General features: G+C 37.3%; 14 protein-coding genes. 6 read left to right on the forward strand and 8 right to left on the reverse strand.

Annotation, left to right across the window (positions count from 1 at the left end):
* Nucleotide 1: 1 nt before the first annotated feature.
* Nucleotides 2-949: a hypothetical protein gene (locus ABMA72_RS12215; protein ID WP_392858608.1), complete on the reverse strand. Its 948-nt coding sequence runs from the start codon at nt 947-949 to the stop codon at nt 2-4.
* Nucleotides 950-1,138: 189 nt separating this feature from the next.
* On the opposite strand from ABMA72_RS12215, the gene ABMA72_RS12220 reads away from it, so the two are divergent.
* The 3 genes from ABMA72_RS12220 to ABMA72_RS12230 all read left to right on the forward strand — a co-directional run bounded on the left by ABMA72_RS12220 (nt 1,139) and on the right by ABMA72_RS12230 (nt 4,791).
* A complete protein-coding gene (locus ABMA72_RS12220; RefSeq protein ID WP_392858610.1) occupies nt 1,139-2,713 on the forward strand; it encodes a hypothetical protein in 1,575 nt (524 codons plus the stop codon).
* 209 nt (nt 2,714-2,922) lie between these two features.
* Complete coding sequence (locus ABMA72_RS12225; protein ID WP_392858613.1) at nt 2,923-4,101, forward strand: trypsin-like serine peptidase; 1,179 nt, start codon at nt 2,923-2,925, stop codon at nt 4,099-4,101.
* Between the two features lie 165 nt (nt 4,102-4,266).
* Nucleotides 4,267-4,791 carry a hypothetical protein gene (locus tag ABMA72_RS12230; protein ID WP_392858615.1) on the forward strand — a complete coding sequence of 175 codons (525 nt, stop codon included), beginning with the start codon at nt 4,267-4,269 and terminating at the stop codon, nt 4,789-4,791.
* A gap of 199 nt (nt 4,792-4,990) precedes the next feature.
* Here ABMA72_RS12230 and metG read toward each other — a convergent pair whose 3' ends face one another.
* Both metG and leuS read right to left on the reverse strand, forming a co-directional pair.
* On the reverse strand, nt 4,991-6,478 hold the full coding sequence (gene metG, locus ABMA72_RS12235) for a methionine--tRNA ligase (protein ID WP_392858618.1): 1,488 nt from the start codon (nt 6,476-6,478) through the stop codon (nt 4,991-4,993).
* Between the two features lie 44 nt (nt 6,479-6,522).
* Complete coding sequence (leuS, locus tag ABMA72_RS12240; protein WP_393057278.1) at nt 6,523-8,931, reverse strand: leucine--tRNA ligase; 2,409 nt, start codon at nt 8,929-8,931, stop codon at nt 6,523-6,525.
* A gap of 179 nt (nt 8,932-9,110) precedes the next feature.
* On the opposite strand from leuS, the gene ABMA72_RS12245 reads away from it, so the two are divergent.
* From ABMA72_RS12245 to ABMA72_RS12255, 3 genes are read left to right on the forward strand one after another with little or no spacing between them, the layout of a single operon-like run.
* Entirely contained in the window at nt 9,111-9,611 is a 501-nt protein-coding gene (locus tag ABMA72_RS12245; RefSeq protein ID WP_392858624.1) for a c-type cytochrome, read from the forward strand.
* Between the two features lie 55 nt (nt 9,612-9,666).
* Complete coding sequence (locus ABMA72_RS12250) at nt 9,667-10,059, forward strand: cell envelope biogenesis protein OmpA (RefSeq protein WP_392858625.1); 393 nt, start codon at nt 9,667-9,669, stop codon at nt 10,057-10,059.
* Complete coding sequence (locus ABMA72_RS12255) at nt 10,060-10,584, forward strand: gamma carbonic anhydrase family protein (protein WP_392858627.1); 525 nt, start codon at nt 10,060-10,062, stop codon at nt 10,582-10,584.
* On the opposite strand, the gene ABMA72_RS12260 is transcribed toward ABMA72_RS12255, so the two are convergent.
* Genes ABMA72_RS12260 through ABMA72_RS12280 form a run of 5 tightly spaced genes read right to left on the reverse strand, consistent with a single transcriptional unit; the run spans nt 10,574 to nt 15,433 of the window.
* Entirely contained in the window at nt 10,574-10,990 is a 417-nt protein-coding gene (locus tag ABMA72_RS12260; protein WP_392858630.1) for a response regulator, read from the reverse strand. The genes ABMA72_RS12255 and ABMA72_RS12260 overlap by 11 nt on opposite strands.
* Nucleotides 10,990-12,465: an ATP-binding protein gene (locus ABMA72_RS12265; RefSeq protein WP_393057280.1), complete on the reverse strand. Its 1,476-nt coding sequence runs from the start codon at nt 12,463-12,465 to the stop codon at nt 10,990-10,992. The genes ABMA72_RS12260 and ABMA72_RS12265 overlap by 1 nt, the downstream gene beginning before the upstream one ends.
* 15 nt (nt 12,466-12,480) lie before the next feature.
* Nucleotides 12,481-12,942, reverse strand: a complete 462-nt coding sequence (locus ABMA72_RS12270) for a hypothetical protein (protein ID WP_392858634.1) — start codon at nt 12,940-12,942, stop codon at nt 12,481-12,483.
* A 3-nt stretch (nt 12,943-12,945) separates the two neighbouring features.
* On the reverse strand, nt 12,946-13,701 hold the full coding sequence (locus ABMA72_RS12275; RefSeq protein ID WP_393057281.1) for a hypothetical protein: 756 nt from the start codon (nt 13,699-13,701) through the stop codon (nt 12,946-12,948).
* A 7-nt stretch (nt 13,702-13,708) separates the two neighbouring features.
* Nucleotides 13,709-15,433: a SpoIIE family protein phosphatase gene (locus ABMA72_RS12280; RefSeq protein ID WP_392858638.1), complete on the reverse strand. Its 1,725-nt coding sequence runs from the start codon at nt 15,431-15,433 to the stop codon at nt 13,709-13,711.
* Nucleotides 15,434-15,448: the final 15 nt, after the last annotated feature.

Below are 15,448 nucleotides of genomic sequence, written 5' to 3' on the forward strand. Positions count from 1 at the left end.
TCTATTTAGAAAAACACTTAGTATCTGGATCTCTTAAATATTCAAGCAGTGCCAGCTTCTTTTGACGAGTTGCTGGTGTTCTTGCTTCATCCGCTTCTCTTTGAAGAACATCAAAGAAAGCATCCATCGTACCTTTCTTCGTATCTTTCATCTCATCAGATGTCGCTTTTAAAAGACGAGTTAGTTCCGTCATTTCTGCATCACTAAATCCACTCGATAGGAAAGAGTAGAACTTGTGTCCGTTTGTATTGCTGAATAGATCAACCTTTCCACCACTAACTGAAACATCTCTAATGGCCGCGATTAAATCCTTTTGTACAGGTGAACCAACTTTCTCTGCTGTTAAAAAGTAAAGTAGTGCTTCTTCATCCGTTGCATTAAGCATTGGTGTACGACTTGACCATTTCTGAGACTTAACTGCAGAGTTGATCTGGCGTGATAACTTAACAGGTGAGCTATAACGAGACATCACCTTAAAGATTCTTTGTGAGTAATCATCTTTCATCTCCGATAGGACAAAGTTAAAACCAGCATCAGATAGATTCTTATTCACACACGGTGCACATGAAAGGATACCGCTCTTATTATAACCATAACGTTGTGACAGATAGACAAAGTTATTGATTGCGTTTTTAATTTCTTCAGGAGTGGCCGATTCTTTTGAAAAGACTTCTTCTACTCTCTGAAAGCGGGCCTTATCTTGAGATCCAGAAACCATCATCTTTAAAGTATTCATGCTAAAGTCTTCTTTCTTTCCAGTATGAGAAAGATCTTTCATAGCTAATTCAATATTGTTGGCAACAACAGATCTCACTTCTTGATCTGCGATCCCACTTTTGACTAATAGCTCATCTAGGCCGTGACCTGCCGACTTGAATACACTGAATACCGAACCAAATGATAATTGACTCGTAAGCATTAGGAATACTATTTTTGATGATAATTTCATTCAAACCCTCTTCTGATAATTTCTTAAGTTAAATATCGGCTAATTTTGATCAAATATTTAGTAAGGAGCTGTGTGTTATGGTTGTGAATCCTCGAAATATCAAGGAAATCAGGATGTTATAAAGATGAACAATTCTTGAATTAAGATATTCACTTGGGTACAATGACGCCTCACTTTGGGGAATGTATTATGGTAAACTTATTTAAGGTATTAGTTTTATCTACTTTTTTACTGCCAAACTTGGCCTTAGCAAGTATCGATGGAGCGACAGAATCTGAGATTGAAACTTGTCGTCGCCTAAGAATTTTCCTGGCCGGTGCAGTAGGTGAAGTAGAGTGCCAAACTGAATATCAAATCTACTCTAAGTTTGTTGGTAATTACGATCGCCAGAGAGTTAAGAAAGAGTCAAAGAATGTTCGCATTGGTGCCTTTAACTTATTTAAGCCAGGTGCGACTCAAACAGAATACAAAGATCATCAATTAGTTGCTGAGGTGATTAATCACTGGGATGTTGTTGCAGCAATTGAGCTTACCTCAAACAACGGACTGAGTAAGAGACACAATGACGCAATCGTTGAGTACTACACAAACCGTCTAACTGAAATTGAAACAACTAATAGTGACCTAAACTCATTAACAACACGAAATGAGCTAGCTCTTATTCGTGAACAATACGATTTTCCAGGATATATTCTTCTTCTTAAAGAATTACAAAAGCTAGATTCTTCTTGGTCTCTTGTTCTATCAGGCAAGCAAGAAGGAAGTGAGAATGCGACTGTAAAAGAACTAACAGGCTTCTACTATAGAAGTAGCGTTGTTAGCCTAAAGAAGACTAACTACTGTCGTGATCGTTATGGAAGAAATGGTAAGTTTGGTTGTCTTCCTGTTTTAGATGAGAAGACTTTTGGGCGTGATGTAGATGGGCTATTTTCAAGAAGGCCATTTATTTCGACATTTGAATCAGGTGAGTTTGATTTTACTCTACTTGCAACGCACGTTATTCATAACACTCCTTCAGACGAAGCTCTTCAGAAAAAAATTCTTAAAAATGTTTATGGTGTCGAAGACTATAAAGATATTGGGCCAGGTGTAACTCAACTTAAGTATGCTCGTTTTGCCGAAGTTAGACTAATGGCCGAGTTTGTCGACTACCTAAGAAAGTCATACTACGAACAAGACTATATTATTCTGGGTGACTTTAATTTAGAGAGCTCAAATAACTATTGGGAAACTTTCTTTAATGACTTCTCAAACCTAGAGATTAGAATTGAAGGTGCAACTTCAATGGCCGTTGGAAAGAGCCTTTCTGACGGAACAATTACTCATGGGACAAAGAGTAACTACGATCATTTCCTTTTTGATCCTAGTGAAACGACTAACTGCCAAGGTGATGGTGCTGCTAAGATCTTCAACTTCATTGAAGGAGATTTTTCTCGCCTCATTAATAGAAGATACCTAGTTCGTTCAAATGCTATGTATTATTCAACGACAAGAGAAAAAGATATGTACCGCTTAAAAGCTGGTGGCCGTGAAAAAGTAGAGTCACTTGTAAGCAATTATGTACGTTCTATTGAAAATAAAATGACGGTAAAGAGTGGTCAGCTTGTGAAGAGATTCGATATCGAAGAAAGCAAGCAAGAGTTCTACGATCGTGTGATCGACTCTCAATTATTTGATAAGACTTATTACAGCTATCTAAAAGAGGTAATGAGTGACCACCTTCCAATCTATATGAATTGCTCAAATCAATACGACAACGACTAATTTCACAACACGGAATTTAGTAGAATTTGGAAAACAACGAATAATTAAGCCTCCGAATGGAGGCTTTTTTATTGCCTAAGTGCTTAATAATACATGGCTTCTGGCCGTACTTGTCTTGAACGGCCTATGAAATATGTTCACAATAGAAGATATTTACCCGCAGAAGTTCTAAAATCTAATCATTAATCAACTTAATGAAAGGTTTTACTATGATCAGAGCAAAAGAGCTTATTTGTATTACGGCAGTCCTTATGGGGCTTACTTCTTGTCAAAATGACAGTGCAATTACTGAGAAAGCAGTCGAGGCAGGTAGTAGTAATTCAATTCTTGGAAAAGATGATCGAAGATCAACGATCAATAACTTAAATAAAACTTTCTATCGAAAAGTTGGCCAGTTAAGGTCTGATGTAAAACTTGGAAACTCTGGAATTAAAAAGGTTGCAACATGTAGCGCGACACTTATAAAAAATAAATTTGTTATTACAGCAGCTCACTGTGCATACCTCTCAGATACAAATAACTTACTTAAGAATACATACTTTTATCCAGGGATCGATGGTGTCGATAATTTTGATAGCGGACGTTATCCAGTTGTTCGTGTCTATCATCCTGAACTTTATGATAATGAGAATTTTTCTTCTTCTGAAGATATTGCGATACTTGAGCTTGGTGCTGACAGTGATGGAAGGCACGCAGGGCAAATCGTTGGAACTCATGGCTACTGGGGAAAAGAATCATTCCCAAGTGGTGAAACACTAACAATTGGTTATCCTAGTGATAAGCCGAATGCAAAACAATTTTATGAAACAGGCTGTGATATCTCTAATAGTAATTATAACCATCTTTCATTAAATGTAGAATGTGATGTTATTAAAGGACAAAGTGGTTCTCCAATTTTTGTCTACAACTCAGAATACGATAATTTCTATATTCATGGAGTTATCACTAGTGAGAGTCCTAGAATGAACTACGGTAGTTTTCTATCTAAAGAAAGACAGAAAATCATTAATACAATTTTTGATGGAAGCTTTTCGACGACTAATGAATTTGAAGAGAAGTGGATTACGAAAAAAGTTAAACAAGATAATCTTGTACGTATTCTTGTTAAAAATACGTGTCGAAACGATTTTACTAGAATCGCACTTAACTACAAAAATGTAGAAGGTGAATGGGTGAGGGAAGGTTTCTATACTGTAGGAGCAGGAGAAACAAGTGAGTTAGCAGTTAGCCCTAATGGAATCTTCTACCTACATGCTAGAAGTGGTAATTGGAAGTCCATCATCAGTGGCGGAAATGTATATCAAATTCCTGGTAGTGGAGCTCAGAACCTCAAAAAATATTCTGTCGATAAATATGGAGATTACGTCGTCAAAGTTCCTTGTTATTAATATCATGTGATTTAAATATTAACCGAAGCTGGCCGTCGTAGGCGCAGCTTTCGGTTGTTTCAAAACGATAATGATTAATATCAATTGCCCTCAATAATAATTCCTTTCAATAACATTTTATGTATCCTACAATAAATTAAGTTTTAATTTACTTAGGGGTTGATGTTGAGGAATTTTCTTACTTTATTCTTACTTGTTTCAATTTTATCGTCATGTGGAAAGAGTGACATTGTCGTAGGTGGAAAATTTAATCCTTTGGAGAGCCTCTCTGTTGAAGAAGCATTCTATTCTCAGGCCATAGGTAATTGTTCAAATAATACTCGCCAGCATAGGGCCTTATCATTCACTGGAATTCTTTCAAGAGAAATCGCAGGCGAGCGCTACATGGCCCAGATTAAGATAATTCTTAATAGGAATGCAAAGACGTATGACATGACCTATTCTGAGTATCCATTTCCTGCAAATGTCGATCAAATGATTTTTACAACTAGTTTATCAAGTACATATGAAGTTGTGGAAAATACCATTGTTTTAAAGAATTTTGCTAATATCAAAGCAACTATAGAGAATGATAAAATTTCACCTCTTATGGAAATCACAAATGACATTCGAAGTATTATTGATACTAGAACAATCGTAGGGCGTGCAAAATTCTATTCTGATGATGATATTGTTAATGAGTGTTTGTAGATTTTTCTTTTCGTTTTATTCTTCAACTTTCCCATTGCTCCTGAGACAACAGTCAGCTCCGGCTCCTGCCTCTCGCTGACATACAATTCATCCTTAACATAAAAGCCTGCATAAACGCAGGCTTGTTGAAATTATTTTCTAGCTAAAGTGTAAGGGAGCTATAACAGCGTCAAATCTTAGCTTCGCTAAGATGCCGCAGTTATTTTAATTCTACTTTCGGGAAAAGCGCTTCCGGCGGTTGAGGCGTATAAGTCGCCTTACCAAATTCCATAAGCTCAGACCCATTTACACTTGAACCAATATATTCAAGAGCAGTCTTTGTACACTCAGGAAGGAAAGCTTGAAGCATATAAGATGCTGCGGCCATTCCGTAGAAACAGTTATAAGCGATTGGTGCAAATGCTGCTTCATCAGCTTTGTGCTTCCAAGGTTCTTTGTCGTTAACGTATTGGTTAAGGCTAACGATTAGATCCCAAATAGCATCAATTGCTTTATTGTGCTCACGTCTTTCCATGAACTCTTTAGCGCGCTCAAAGTGTGGAAGCGCATCGATCTCTTGAGTAACACCTTGTGCAGTATAAACTTTATCAGGGAAGCTCTTAAGACCTAATTTGATAACTCTCATAAGAAGGTTACCATAGTCATTTGCAAGCTCACTATTGTGCTTATCAACTAATTCTTGCTCAGAGAATTTTCCATCACCTGAAGAAGAAATATTTTTTAGCATATAGTAACGGAAAGTATCCGTTGGATATTTTTCAAGCATTTCAAATGGATCAACAACATTACCAAGTGACTTACTCATTTTCTTTCCATCTTCAGCAAGTACCATTCCGTGAACATAAACTTGTTTTGGAAGTGGAAGATCAGCGGCCTTTAGCATACATGGCCAGATTACTGAGTGGAACCAAAGAATGTCCTTACCAATAACGTGCATATCTGCTGGCCAAAACTTTTCTCTCTGGTCTGTGTTTAAAGCAGAGTAGTAGTTAATGAGAGCATCAAACCAAGTGTACATAACAAAGTTTTCATTACCTGGAACAGGTACACCCCAACCTTGGCTTGGACGAGAGATCGCAAGATCTCTTAGGTCGTCATTTTCAAGACGAGAGAGGATCTCTTTGTATCTTGCTTGTGGCACGATAAAGTCTGGATTAGCTTTTAGGTGATCAATAATCCATTTTTGATATTCGCTTAGCTTAAAGAAGAAACCTTCTTCTTCTTTAAGTTCAAGTGGCTTGTGGTGTTCTGGACAATTTCCATCTGGAGCTTGTGCTTCAGTATAGAAAGACTCACATGAAAGACAGTAGTTCCCAGAGTAGTGACCGTGGTAGATCAGTCCCTTTGCTTCTAGGTTCTTCCATAGTTCAACACATGTATCAGCATGACGCTCTTCTGTTGTTCTGATGAAGTCATTGTATTGAATATTTGCTTTTGTACAAAGTTCTTTAAAAACTTCAACATTAGCATTTACGAATTCAAGTGTATCAAGTCCAGCTGCTTTTGCTGATTCAATTAGCTTTTGTCCGTTCTCATCTGTTCCTGTTAGGAAGTGAGTTTCTTTTCCAAGAAGTTTATTCCAACGAACGTATGAGTCAGTTACGATCTTCTCATAGGCGTGACCGATATGAGGTCTTCCATTTGGGTAGTCAATTGCAGTCGTTGCATAGAATGTATTTTTAGTCATTTCAAGTTTCCTTTAAACAAGTTTGCTCTTAGGGTGAGTGCTACTTAAGGTTTAACAACAATATTACAGATTCTACCTGGTACGTAGATCTCTTTAACAATAGTTCCCGTTAGGAATTTCGCAACCTTCTCATCAGCTTTTGCTTGAGCTAGGAAGTCTTCTTTTGAAATATCCGCTGGAACGTCAATTGTTGATCTCGTCTTACCATTAACTTGGATGGCCATTGTAATTAGGTCATCTTTTGCAAGGTCAGCATCAAATGCTGGCCAAGCGGCAAGAGAACAAGAAGTTGTTTCACCTAAGTTTGCCCACATCTCTTCTGCAGCGTGTGGAGCAAATGGAGAAAGAAGTCTTGTAAACGCCTTAGCAGTTTCAACTGAAACCTTACCAAGTTTAATAACTTCGTTATTCATTACCATCATTGCTGAGATTGCCGTGTTAAAACGTAGGTTCTCAACATCTTCAGTAACTTTCTTAATTGTCTTGTGTAGGTGTTTTAGAACGTCTTGATTTGTTTCTGCACCTTCATAAGTATTTTCTGGATTACCATAGAAAGAAAATGACTTTCTAAGGAAGTTGAAAACACCTTTTACACCTTTTGTTTGCCATGGCTTAACTTTCTCAAGTGGCCCCATGAACATTTCATAAAGTCTAAGAGCATCTGCTCCGTATTCTTTGATGATGTCATCTGGATTTACAGTGTTTCCTTTAGACTTACTCATCTTCTCACCATGCTCATCTAGGATAAGACCTTGGTTGAAAAGTTTCTGGAATGGCTCTTTTGTTGAAACAAGTCCTAGATCAAAGAGCACCTTGTGCCAGAAGCGAGCATAAAGTAGGTGAAGAACAGCGTGCTCAACACCACCAACGTATAGATCTACTGGCATCCAGTATTCTTCAAGTTGTTTATCCCAAGCAACTTCAGAGTTCTTAGGATCGATAAAGCGAAGGTAGTACCAACAAGAACCTGCCCATTGAGGCATTGTATTTGTTTCACGTCTTGCTTTCTTTCCTGTCTTTGGATCAGTTAGGTATAACCAGTCATCAATACGAGCTAGTGGAGATTCACCAGTTCCTGATGGTTCGTACTTTTCAACTTCTGGAAGACCAACTGGAAGTTCATCTTCATCAAGACATCTTACTGTTCCATCTTCGAATTTAAGAATTGGGAATGGTTCTCCCCAGTATCTTTGACGAGAAAATAACCAGTCGCGAAGTTTGTAGTTAATCTCTTTCTTTCCAATTTCATTTTCTTCTAGGTGAGAGATTGCTTTTGCAATCCCATCTTCCTTGTTTAGACCATCAAGGAATCCTGAATTAATATGTGTTCCATCTCCAGTGAAAGCTGCTTCATTTACATCGCCACCTTCAAGAACTGGAATGATTTCTAGATCGTACTTCTTAGCAAATTCCCAGTCTCTTTCATCGTGAGCTGGTACGGCCATGATCGCACCTGTTCCGTACGAGATGAGAACATAGTCTGCAATCCATACTGGAATCTCTTTTCCATTAAGTGGGTTGATTGCATAAGCACCAGTGAAAACACCTGACTTATTCTTGTTAAGATCTGTTCGATCAAGATCAGACTTAAGAGATGCTTCTTTGATATAGGCGTCAACTTCAGCTTTCTTATCGTCTGTTGTGATTTGTGCAACAAGGTCGTGTTCAGGAGCTAGAACCATATATGTTGCACCAAATAGAGTATCTGGACGAGTTGTGAAAACATCGATCTTTGAATCAACACCTTTTACAGCAAAAGAGACTTGAGCACCTTCTGAGCGTCCAATCCAATTTCTTTGTAGTTCTTTAAGAGACTCAGGCCAGTCAAGATCATCAAGGTCTTCTAAAAGACGATCTGCATATTCAGTGATTTTTAGCATCCACTGCTTCATTGGCTTTCTAACGACTGGGTGACCACCAACTTCAGATTTACCGTCAATTACTTCTTCGTTAGCTAGAACTGTCTTAAGTTCAGGACACCAGTTAACTGAGATCTCATCTTCAAAGGCTAAACCTTTATTATAAAGTTGAGTGAAGATCCATTGAGTCCATTTATAGTAGTCAATACTTGATGTTGCGATCTCGCGATCCCAATCATATGAAAAACCACAAGCTTTTAGTTGTCTTGTGAAGTTTCCAATATTTTCTTTTGTAATCACATTTGGGTGAGTACCTGTCTTAATGGCATAGTTTTCTGCTGGAAGTCCAAATGAATCCCAACCCATTGGGTGAAGAACGTTGTGTCCGTTCATTCTTTTGAAACGAGCAAGAATATCTGTTGCTGTATAACCTTCAACGTGACCTACGTGAAGACCAGCTCCTGAAGGGTATGGGAACATGTCCAATACATAGTATTTAGGTTTAGATTTGTCTGTTGAGTCTGTTCTAAAAGTTTTGTTGTCGTCCCAAAACTTCTGCCATTTTGGTTCAATTTCACCAAAGTTGTACTGCATTAAAAGCTCCTGAATTTACTAGTAAAATATCAGGGCGAATTATAAACCCTATAATGTAGATCGTCTATTATGTGTGTCGCGTTATCTTGGAGATGTCCTGCTAAAGGAATTGCCAAAATAAGTCAGTGGATTTATACTTAAGCCATTAAAAGTAGATTAATTTTTTGAATGGAGAAACGATGTATCGTTTAGTGCTTTTTTCCCTTACTCTAGTAGGGCTAGTTCTTGTTATGAACCTTTCTGGTTATCAGAGTATTGAAGTCAACAATGATAAATATAATTTTGAAGATGCAAAGAAAGCACACGCTGCTCACGTTGTTGAGGTAGCTGAGCTTGCTAAGAAGCATGCTGAAGTTACAGCACCTCCGAAAGTAACTGATGAAGTTATTGAAGAAAAAACTTTAATCCCTCTTGATACTCCACAGCTAGTGAGAGCTGATAAACTTTATAAGCAATGTATTGCATGTCACGCTAAAGATGGTTCTGGTAAAGCAGCAAATAAAGCACCAAGAATCGGTGGGCAAATGGAATGGTATATTGAGAAACAACTTCTTGATATGAAATCAGGGGCCCGTGTTAACCAACAAATGTTAACAATCGTAAAAAAGCTTTCTGCTGACGATATTGCGGACCTAGCGGCTTACTTATCAAAGGTGCCATGGGGCGGAGTTAAGAACTAAAATTTAATTTCAATAAGAGGCCGCTTTCTAAGCGGCTTTTTTTTTGGGAGAAACTATGAAGATCTTTTCACTTTTACTTCTTTTAACGATTACAGCTTGTGCATCGAAGCCGAAACTTTATCCAAACTCAGCTTATCAAAAGTATGGAAAGGTACAGGCCGATCGCGATATTGAGATTTGTATGGCCAAGGCCGATGAATTTTTAGAGAGTGATCGTGGAAGACAAATGGTGCGTGAAGGTGGAAAAGGTGCTGCATGGGGTGCTATTGTTGGTGCTGTTGCAAGTGCTGTCTTTGGTGGCAATGCTGGAAAAGGTGCTGCTCAGGGCGCCGCTATTGGTGGTGCAAGTGGAGCTGCTTCCGCAGGGCTTAGTGAAGATCAAATTAAGCAGCGTTTTGTAAATCGTTGTCTTGCTGAAAAAGGCTACGAAGTAATTGGGTGGAGATAAATGACTTTATATCGTTACAAAAATATTGAACCAACTATTGCTGAAGGGTGTTTTATCGCAGACTCGGCCGATGTTATTGGTAAGGTCTTCTTAGGAAAGAATGTTTCTCTATGGTTTCAAGTTGTGGCCCGTGGGGATGTGAATGAAATTCATATCGGAGACAATTGCAATATACAAGATTTGACGATGCTTCATGTAGAAGACAATATTCCTCTAATCATTAAAGAGAATGTTAGTGTTGGTCACAGCGTGACTCTGCATGCTTGTACTGTGGAAGAAGGTTGTCTTATTGGAATGGGTGCCACTGTCTTAGATGGTGCAGTCATTGGTAAGAACTCGATAGTGGCGGCCGGAAGTGTAGTCCCTCCAGGAAAGGTCTATCCTCCTGAGAGCTTCATTATCGGGACTCCTGCTGTTGTAAAAAGAAAGTTAACACCACAGGAAGTGGAGCAGTATAGTAATCACTATAAGTCGTACTTAATTACAAAAGATGAGTATTTAAACGACGTCGAAGTTATTTGCTAAGCTTTAAAAGATTAAAGACCTTGTCCACAAGATCATCTCTAGAGAAAGGCTTAACAAGAACATTCGTTACACCTGAGTTGATGACACTCACCATTGATCGGTTATCTAAGAACCCTGAAATAAGAAGGTATTTCATTTTTTGATACTTCATTGACTTACTAGCGATATCGATGAAGTAGGTACCATCTTTATCAGGCAGTTTGTAATCAATAATAACAAGATCAAACTCTTCATTTCTCAACTTCAGAAGTGCAACACTTACAGTGTCGGCCGTGACAATATTTCGAAAAGCACCTGTCTGCTCAAGAAAGGTTTTTATTAAAAAACAAATCTTTTCTTCATCATCAACGATGAGTATAGAAGGCTTTCTAGGCGCGAGTGAATTTTTAGAAGGGGACATCGCCATTAGTCCTGCTCCTCATTTTTTATACCAAGCATATTTAAAATATCTTCTTTATTAAATGGTTTTTCAATAAAGCCTTTAACTTCTTTGTTGCTCTCTATCTTTGCACGATCGGCTACCCCAGACATAATATATGTAGGGACTTGAATATCAAGATCGATGATATCCTTTGCAAACTCAACACCATTTACTTTGGGCATATCATAATCTGTAATAATAGCATCAACATCAGTCCCATCTAAGATTCTTTTCGCTTCAACAGCATTTGATGCAAAGATTAGAGTAATTGGCCCTTGAGCAAAGAAATTAGTAAAGAGATTGAGAATCTTTGGTTCATTATCGATCACAAGAACTTTCTTAAATTCATGATTTGTACTTAACTCACTATCTGTGAATGTTGTCGTCTCCATTTTTGGGAGAGTGATTTGAAATTCACATCCTGATTTTGAGTCTAATAATTCGAGTGAACCAGAATAAGAATCAATGATCTTTGAAGAAATTGAAAGCCCAAGACCTGTACCTTCTCCTACCTCTTTTGTCGTAAAGAAAGAATCAAAGATCTTGCCTTGATTTTCTTTTGGAATACCTGGCCCATTATCTTTAATCGTTAAGAGATAGCAAACATCGTTGCTAGAGATTGTGACTTCAATTTTTGGTGAACTCGTCTGTGCTTCAGTTAGTGCATGAATCGCATTTGTTATTAAGTTAATGATAACTTGCTCAATCTCAATTGGGTTTACTTTAACAATCGAAGAGGTCGAAGGGGAGAAGTCTAGCTCTATTTGATTTTGCTCAATCGGTAGCTTTAAAAGAGTTAAAGACTTTTCAATAATCTCCTCTAGTGACATAAATTTCTTTTCACTATCTTTATTGTGAAGGAAGCTCTTTAGGCCTTTTACAATTTTTGTAATACGATCAATAGAGTCACGAGTATCATTAATGCTTTCATTAATGATTCCTTGTTCCTTTAATTCTTCTCCAGATAAGAGGACACTGATTAGTTCAATATTTCCCGAAGCAATTGTTAAGGGGTTTGAAATTTCATGTGAAATCGTTGCCGTGATTTCACCAATAGTGCTGAGCTTGTCCGCTTGAATAATTTGATTATGGATTTGTTTAAGTTCTTCAATTTGAAAGCGATACTTTGTGTAGAGATTCTTTTCGATACTGATATCGTTGAAACAAACTACCTTTTCATTATTTTCACTTTCAATAACTTTGATGACGACATGGTAAAATGTCTGATCATCGAGAAATATCTCGACTTCAGGCCCGACCTTAACATCATGAATATCTTCGAGAAAATGTTCAATATCAAAACCTGTAAATAGGGAACTAAGCTGAGGTGACTTCTTTAACACCCTTGGTGACTTCTTGAAGAAAGAAGCAAAGAAGTGATTGTAGTAGATAATCTCATTATCATTATTAATGACACAGATTGGTTCAAAAATAGAGTCGTATAATTCGTATTTAGCCATCAGTTACTTCTTTGGTTATTTCATTTGTTTAATGAATTGAAAGTACTGCGCTTCAATAGCATCAAATTCTAGTTCTTCACCATCATCATTTTTCATGACTGGTGCTTTGTTATCAACGACATCACTAGTTTTAATTAGTATCATCTTTACATCATCAGAAGATTCTTCATAGTAGGGAGCGTAGAAGCTTTCTACTTTTATTCCTGGTTTAATAAAGCCGTGGACCATATTAATTTGTTCAATGACAGTCTGAGGACAATGAGAGTAGGTGATTGCACCAGTTAATTCTCCAAGCATATTAATCCATTCTCTAATCCCACAAGAATTAATCATTTCAACAGCGTTGAAATTAATATGAAGGTCTTGATCCTTAACTCCAAGGATAGGAGTTAGATCCGCGTCCTCATCAATTCTTCCTGTTAAATTTAAAATTGTTACATCATTTTCAGTCTTTATCTCGACCTTTAAGTTACTCATATTTTAATCCTTTAAATTATAAAAACTTATCGATGGTATTCTCTTACTAATTTCTTTATACCTTTTATTCTTTTCGATATAGAGGTAGAAACTAGTGCTATCTTCATTTGCGACAATATGAAGTCGATCACAGTTTTGGAATATTAAGTATAGACCCAGTCCTGCACCTCTTCCTTCTTGCCTTGGGGTCTTCTCTACGGCTGCACGATAGAGAGAACCAATGATTGAAGATTTGGCCACACTAGTATAACTCTTGTAGTGCACTATCGTTTTGTTTTCATCCTGAGAAATTTCAATTTCTCCATGTTTTTGGTTGCTTACTCGATGAAAAATATCATTTGTGTAAAATTCATTTGTAATCAATTTTAATTTATTCTCAAAGCTTTCGTGGTAATCTTTTAGGTCAATGCCGTTTAAAAGAATATTACATTTTTGATCAAATTCATTTTCGAGGTTGATCGATATCTTATTTGTTTTCTTTGAGTTAATTCTACTTTCGAGATTATTTGGCCTTTGTTTTGTTAGGTACGAAATGATATTTTTAATTTCATCCTGAAGGCAAGGGGAGGTTCCAATCAGATGATTGGTTCTATTATCCTTTAGGTACTTTAGATTTACGAGCGTGTCGTAGCGACTTAAGAAGATATCGCATGAACCTGAAAGCTCATCACTAATTTTAAGATTTAAATTTGGAGCTTGAAAATTTAATGCTTCAACCTCTTTAAATTTTGAATTCTCAATCTTAAATTCTATACCCATAAGAACATCACTTTATTTCCTGGCAGATGAGAGTGAGATCATCGTCAAATGAATCACTTCCTCTGTGATTGTGTACAATAGAAACTATTGTATCACGAATCTCTGTACCCGTGTGGGCCCCATATGTCATTAAGATCTTTAGTAGTTTTCTAAGTCCCCACTGTTTACCATCACTGTTTTCAGCTTCAGTGATTCCATCTGTCATATACACAAGCAGGTCACCTTGCTCGAGAATAATGGTTTCGTACTCATATTTAGAGTCCGAGCTTTCACCTAATCTTGGCCCCTTTGCTTCAAGTAGGGGAAGTATATCTGCTTTTGAGATTTCAGATTTCTTTGGGACCTTAAGTACTTCAAGGTGACTAGCATTGGTATATGAGTATTCCTTTGTTTTTGTGTTGTAGACGGAAACAAAGGCCGTAAGAAGAATCTTGTTATTTGAAAGGTTAATAACCTTATTTAAATGTGAAGTAATTCGTGCAGGAGAGATTTGTGTCTCATCCTCTGACAGTCTTATTTTAATACTATTAAAGGCCGAGTTTATCGCCGAAGTTAGGAGCGCCGCAGGTAGGCCGTGACCTGTAGCATCCGCGATAATAGTAATGATGTATTCATTAAATTCGTAGTGTCCCCACCAGTCACCACCACACTCTGAAGCTGGTGCCGCGTAAGAGCTAAGTCTAACATTAGGAGTATCAATATCATTTGATGGAAAGAATTCTTCTTGCACCATCTTTGCAACTTTTACTTCTTCATCTAGGCGTGCCTTTTCTTTCATCTCTTCAATATATTCAAGAATTTCACGACTCATTTGATTAAAAGAATCGCCAAGAGTTCCAAGCTCATCTCTTGTCTTGATTTCAACTGTCGACTCAAAGTCTCCTTGACCAATGCTGATGGCCCTTTGGTAGAGCTTCTCAATTGGTTTGGAAATTGTTTTTGATAGTAAGACAATGATGATTGTCGATAGGGCAATAATAAAGATTGCAAAGAAGATTGCTCTTTGGACTAGAAACTTCGTTACCGATAGGGCGTCTGATTCAGAGATCGTCGAGACAATAGAAAGAGCGAAGGCCTTTGTTTGGGCCAGAGAAACCAAATAGTCATCATCATTAAAAGTAAGCTTCTTTACGATATTATTACCTTTAAGCTCATTCTTATCATAATTATGAAGGCCAATGAGGTCATTACCAAGAACGAGATTACCGTCCTTAAAGACAAGCGTATTATACGTTCGATTTTGTGAGAGAAGGTTATTTAAGATATTGGCCTTAATAACGATTGAAGTTAGGCCTTTGTTTATCTTTTTAGTGAGAATGACAAAAAGGTCTTCCTTGTATTTGAAAGAGCTAAGTGAATTATCCCTCGTATCTTTTGGAATCGCTAATTTAAAGTCATTTTCATTCTTTTCAAAATCTTTATTAATGATGAATTGGTTCTTTTCAATAAAGGCGAGGATATACTTACTTTCTGCAACCGCCTTTGCTCTTAGTTTATTATTTTTTATAAGAGCTAAATTCTGAAGATCATTCTCTATTTTATTAAGAGTGTAGTTCATCTCCTTAGCAACACTTGTGACATTAAATAGCGAGTTCTCGTAGAGGTAAGCCTTCTTATCTTTTTCAAAGAGGTGAGTGGCATATTTCGTTAGAAAAGCGATAACGATAATTAGTAGCGCTGTGTTTAGCGATATTAATTTAAGCTTGATCGGAAATGTCGGTCTCTTGCCCATTATTTACCTATGTAG

This window comes from Halobacteriovorax sp. CON-3 (assembly GCF_043196995.1).
Lineage (GTDB): Bacteria > Bdellovibrionota > Bacteriovoracia > Bacteriovoracales > Bacteriovoracaceae > Halobacteriovorax_A.

What these genes read in the sequence shown, in the direction of transcription:
- ABMA72_RS12215 (WP_392858608.1), bottom strand. Translation starts at nt 949, where the DNA reads ATGAAATTATCATCAAAAATAGTATTCCTAATGCTTACGAGTCAATTA.
- ABMA72_RS12220 (WP_392858610.1), top strand. Translation starts at nt 1,139, where the DNA reads ATGGTAAACTTATTTAAGGTATTAGTTTTATCTACTTTTTTACTGCCA.
- ABMA72_RS12225 (WP_392858613.1), top strand. Translation starts at nt 2,923, where the DNA reads ATGATCAGAGCAAAAGAGCTTATTTGTATTACGGCAGTCCTTATGGGG.
- metG (WP_392858618.1), bottom strand. Translation starts at nt 6,478, where the DNA reads ATGACTAAAAATACATTCTATGCAACGACTGCAATTGACTACCCAAAT.
- leuS (WP_393057278.1), bottom strand. Translation starts at nt 8,931, where the DNA reads ATGCAGTACAACTTTGGTGAAATTGAACCAAAATGGCAGAAGTTTTGG.
- ABMA72_RS12245 (WP_392858624.1), top strand. Translation starts at nt 9,111, where the DNA reads ATGTATCGTTTAGTGCTTTTTTCCCTTACTCTAGTAGGGCTAGTTCTT.
- ABMA72_RS12250 (WP_392858625.1), top strand. Translation starts at nt 9,667, where the DNA reads ATGAAGATCTTTTCACTTTTACTTCTTTTAACGATTACAGCTTGTGCA.
- ABMA72_RS12255 (WP_392858627.1), top strand. Translation starts at nt 10,060, where the DNA reads ATGACTTTATATCGTTACAAAAATATTGAACCAACTATTGCTGAAGGG.
- ABMA72_RS12260 (WP_392858630.1), bottom strand. Translation starts at nt 10,990, where the DNA reads ATGGCGATGTCCCCTTCTAAAAATTCACTCGCGCCTAGAAAGCCTTCT.
- ABMA72_RS12265 (WP_393057280.1), bottom strand. Translation starts at nt 12,465, where the DNA reads ATGGCTAAATACGAATTATACGACTCTATTTTTGAACCAATCTGTGTC.
- ABMA72_RS12270 (WP_392858634.1), bottom strand. Translation starts at nt 12,942, where the DNA reads ATGAGTAACTTAAAGGTCGAGATAAAGACTGAAAATGATGTAACAATT.
- ABMA72_RS12275 (WP_393057281.1), bottom strand. Translation starts at nt 13,701, where the DNA reads ATGGGTATAGAATTTAAGATTGAGAATTCAAAATTTAAAGAGGTTGAA.
- ABMA72_RS12280 (WP_392858638.1), bottom strand. Translation starts at nt 15,433, where the DNA reads ATGGGCAAGAGACCGACATTTCCGATCAAGCTTAAATTAATATCGCTA.